Annotated in this window: 3 protein-coding genes and 1 pseudogene; all 4 read left to right on the top strand. The window is 68.2% G+C overall.

Going from position 1 to position 4,302, the window contains the following annotated elements:
* A partial coding sequence (locus tag VFG33_RS08210; RefSeq protein WP_325024086.1) for a DNA gyrase subunit A occupies positions 1-1,691 on the top strand: 1,691 nt, incomplete at its 5' end.
* A gap of 4 nt (positions 1,692-1,695) precedes the next feature.
* The gene (locus tag VFG33_RS08205) at positions 1,696-2,406 is read left to right on the top strand and encodes an LppX_LprAFG lipoprotein (protein WP_325024085.1); all 711 of its coding nucleotides are present in this window, start codon (positions 1,696-1,698) and stop codon (positions 2,404-2,406) included.
* A complete protein-coding gene (locus VFG33_RS08200; protein ID WP_325024084.1) occupies positions 2,403-4,064 on the top strand; it encodes an MFS transporter in 1,662 nt (553 codons plus the stop codon). Before VFG33_RS08205 ends, VFG33_RS08200 begins: the two co-directional genes overlap by 4 nt.
* A gap of 40 nt (positions 4,065-4,104) precedes the next feature.
* Positions 4,105-4,302: pseudogene (locus VFG33_RS08195) on the top strand (sucrase ferredoxin); the annotation flags it as partial.

Here is a 4,302-nt window from a genome sequence, read left to right as displayed (position 1 = left end):
CCGCCCGGATCGAGAACGTCACCCCGCGGCGCAAGGGCATCGTGGTCACCGAGCTGCCGTACACGGTCGGCCCGGAGAAGGTGATCGAGAAGATCAAGACCCTGGTCCAGGCCAAGAAGCTGCAGGGCATCGCGGACGTCAAGGACCTGACCGACCGCTCCCACGGCACCCAGCTGGTGATCGAGGTCAAGAACGGCTTCGTCCCCGAGGCGCTGCTGGAGCAGCTGTACAAGCTGACCCCGCTGGAGGACTCGTTCTCCATCAACGCGGTCTGCCTGGTCGACGGCCAGCCCCGCACCCTCGGCCTGCGCGAGCTGCTCGACGTCTACCTGCTGCACCGGTTCGACGTGACCCGGCGGCGCAGCGAGTTCCGCCGGAAGAAGGCGCAGGATCGGCTGCACATCGTCGACGGCCTGCTGATCGCGATCCTGGACATCGACGAGGTGATCCAGATCATCCGGAGCAGTGACGACGCCGCGGCGGCGCGGGCCCGGTTGATCGACATCTACGACCTCTCCGAGGTGCAGGCGAACTACATCCTGGACATGCCGCTGCGCCGGCTGACCAAGTTCTCCAAGCTCGAACTCGAGACCGAGAAGAGCGAGCTCGAGCGCGAGATCGAGAAGCTGACCGCGATCCTCGAGGACGAGAGCCTGCTCCGCAAGATCGTCTCCGACGAGCTCGCCGACATCGCCAAGACCTACGGCACCCCGCGGCGAACCGTGCTGCTCGAGTCGTCCGGCGCGACCAAGACCGCCGCGGTCCCGCTCGAGGTCACCGACGACCCGTGCTGGGTGCTGATGAGCTCGACCGGTCTGCTCGCCCGGACCAACGGCGTCGAGCCGTTCGGCGCCGGTGACGCCCGGGCCAAGCACGACGCGATCGTGTCCGCGGTCAAGAGCAGCGCCCGCGGCCAGTACGGGCTGATCACCAGCACCGGCCGGTTGATCCGGCTGGAGTCGCTCGACCTGCCCGCCGTCCCGTCGACAGCCAATGCCCCGAACCTGCAGGGCGGCGCGCCGGTCGCCGAGTTCGTCTCCCTCGAACCAGGTGAGCGCGGCCTGGCCCTGACCACGATGGATCCCGACTCGGTCGGCATCGCCCTCGGTACTGCGACTGGCGTGGTCAAGCGAGTCGTGCCGGACCACCTGAGCAACCGCGACTCGTGGGAGGTGATCCGGCTCAACGACGGCGACGAGGTCGTCGGCGCGGTCGAGCTGACCACCGGCGAAGAGGAGCTCTGCTTCATCACCAGCGACGCGCAACTGCTGCACTTCGGCGCCTCGGTCGTCCGCCCGCAGGGCCGCACGGCTGGTGGCATGGCCGGTGTCCGTCTCGCTACCGGCGCCAAGGTGACGTACTTCGGTGCCGTCGACCCGGGCAAGGAGTCGCACGTCGTCACGATCTCCGGCTCGTCCTCCGCGCTGCCGGGCACCGAGGTCGGCGCGGTCAAGGTGACACCGTTCAGCGAGTACCCGGGCAAGGGCCGTGGCACCGGAGGCGTTCGTTGCCACCGGCTGCTCAAGGGTGAGGACGGGCTACTGCTCGGCTTCATCGGCACCGCTCCGGTCCGGGCCAGCGCGAGCAGCGGTGCCCCGGTCGACCTTCCGCCGCTGGACCCCCGGCGCGACGGCTCCGGAGTACCGGTGCAGCAGCCGATCGCTGCCTGCGCCTCGGACCTGGCAGGCTGAGGGCATGAAGAGACTGGTCACGCTCGGTGCGGTCCTGTTGCTCGCCCTCACCGGCTGCAGCGGAAGCGACAACAAGGACGCCGGCACCGACGGCAAGACCGCTGACGACGCCGTGGCGCTGCTCACCGATGCCAAGAAGACGATCGACGAAACGGCCAGCGTGCACATCGTGCTGACTGGACGCGACCTGCCCGACTCGGCGCAGACACTGGCCAGCGGCGACGGCGTCGCGACCCACGCCCCGGCCTTCAAGGGCAAGCTGACCGTGCGTGCTGCCGGTGCCCCGATCGACGCCGATGTGGTGGCGGTCGGCAGCAAGGTCTACGTCAAGCTGCCGTTCACACCAGGCTTCACCGACTTCCCGCCGTCCCAGCTGGCCGGCCTGGGAGCTCCGGATCCGGCGATCCTGCTGGATCCGGCGAAGGGTCTGACCTCGGTGCTGCCGACCCTGAAGGACCCAGTGGTCAAGGGCGAGACGCGCGACGGCGCGAAGGTGCTGACCGAGATCACCGGTACCGTGCAAGGCAAGACGTTGCAGGGCATCTTCCCGAAGGCCCCGGCCGACGGGGAGTTCCCCAGCAGCTTCAAGATCGACAAGGACACCAAGCAGTTGGTGTCGGCAACGCTCACCGGGCCGTTCTACGACGGCGCGACCAGCAGCTACGACGTGACCTTCGACAAGTACGGCGAACAGGTAGAGATCAAGAAGCCGTGACCAGCGCCCGGGCGCGGTTGAGTCTCGCGTCGGTCGCTGTCGCCTTCGCTGCGGCGGACACGTACGTTGTAGTGCTGGCTCTGCCGGACATGATGTCCGGCGTCGGCCTGTCCGCGGACCAGCTGCAACGTGCGGCGCCGATCATCTCCGGCTTCCTGCTCGGCTACATCGCCGTCCTGCCCTTGATCGGCCGGATCGCAGATGTCGTCGGCAGGACGCCTGTACTGGTCGGCGCGCTGCTGTTGTTCGCAGTGGGTTCGCTGATCACGGCATCGGCGTACGACCTCTCCCTGGTGGTCACCGGACGATTCCTGCAAGGCGTAGGCGGTGGCGGTCTCGTGCCGGCCACCCTTGCCCTGGTTGCCGATCTCTGGCCCGCCGAGAAACGCGGACTGCCTCTGGGTGTGGTCGGAGCCGTCCAGGAACTCGGGTCGGTCCTCGGCCCGCTACTGGGCGCCGCTGTCCTGGCCGTAGCTGACTGGCGCTACATCTTCTGGCTCAACCTGGTTGTAGCCGTTGTGCTTGCTCTGCTGTTGCGTGGGCTTCGGCGACCACCTTTGTCAGCCGCGGTCGGTGTCCTTGCTTGCATAGCGCTAGGGCTCACCCTGACCGCACCAGAGCGATTAGCGAGCGGGATAACGCTGGGCCTCCCCTTCGTACCGTTCACTGGCGAGTCACGGCTGCTCACCCCGATCGGCGTCGTCACGCTCGTACTTGCGTTGCTCTGGCTGGCCATGGTTCTCCTGCAAGCCCGCGGCCGGTACCGCGGAGTGTTGAAGCAGGTAGACCTCGTCGGGGCATTCCTGCTGGCTCTAGCCCTCGCCGGCGTCGTCCTTGCTTTCGCCACGGCCGATCCAGAGCGCGAGGTGATGGCCCCGGCCGGTCCATGGCTCCTGGTCGCCGCAGCTTTGTTCGCGATCGCCTTCGCCCTGTGGCAACGCCGTACTACGCACGCGATCGTCCCGCCCGGGTTACTCGGGCCCAAGGCGGCCTGGGGATCTCTGCTGGTCAGCTTCCTCGTCGGAGCGGCTCTGATCGCGGCACTCGTCGACGTCCCCGTCTTCGCCCGTACTACGCAAGGTGGTGGCCAACTGGCCGCCGCACTCGTACTGCTGAGGTTCCTCATCGCGCTGCCGGTCGGCGCGGTCGTCGGCGGGTGGCTGACCCGGCGGTACGGGCTCGGCCTGATCAGCGGGCTCGGGCTCGGGCTGGCCGGCGCGATGTTCGTCCTGATGGCGTTCTGGGAGCGGGACGCACTGAAGCACGCTCCCGCGACGATCGCGCTGCTGGTCTGCGGGTTCGGCTTCGGGCTGGCGTTGTCCCCCGTGAACACCGCGATCCTGGCGGCCACCCGGGCGGACAGCCACGGACTCGTCAGCGCCCTGATCGTGGTGGCCCGGATGGTCGGCATGCTCGTCGGTGTCTCTGCCCTGACAGCCATCGGCCTGCGCCGGTACTACACCCTGGTCGACGACATCCCCTCCCCGAACGAGCTCTGTCCGACCGCGCCGGGAACGTGCCGGCCTTTCATCGACGCACTCCGGGAAGCAGCGATTTCACAAGTGCACACGATCTTCGCCGGAGCGGCGGTCTGCGCGTTCGCGGCGGCAGTACTGGCTGTTCTGCTGCTAGGGCGGAGCCGGGTTGTCCACAGGTGAGAATCATCATGAGGACGACCGGCTCCACTCGCGTACCGTGATGGGCGTGAGCGCACCAACCCAGGCGACCGGACGGCCGGGCCTCTGTTCGACCATCTGCCGGGAGCTGCGGGAGCCGCTGCCCGGGACAGCCGTCGTGGCCACCGGCTGGCTTCTCGTCGAGCAGCCGGGGCCGTGGGGCAGCAAGGCACCGACGCAGAGCCACCTCGACCCGGACTTCGGCGCGAAGATCGATGCT

It is taken from the genome of Kribbella sp. (assembly GCF_035687465.1).
Lineage (GTDB): Bacteria > Actinomycetota > Actinomycetes > Propionibacteriales > Kribbellaceae > Kribbella.
This window is presented reverse-complemented; position numbering and strand designations above follow the sequence as displayed.

What these genes read in the sequence shown, in the direction of transcription:
- VFG33_RS08205 (WP_325024085.1), top strand. Translation starts at nt 1,696, where the DNA reads ATGAAGAGACTGGTCACGCTCGGTGCGGTCCTGTTGCTCGCCCTCACC.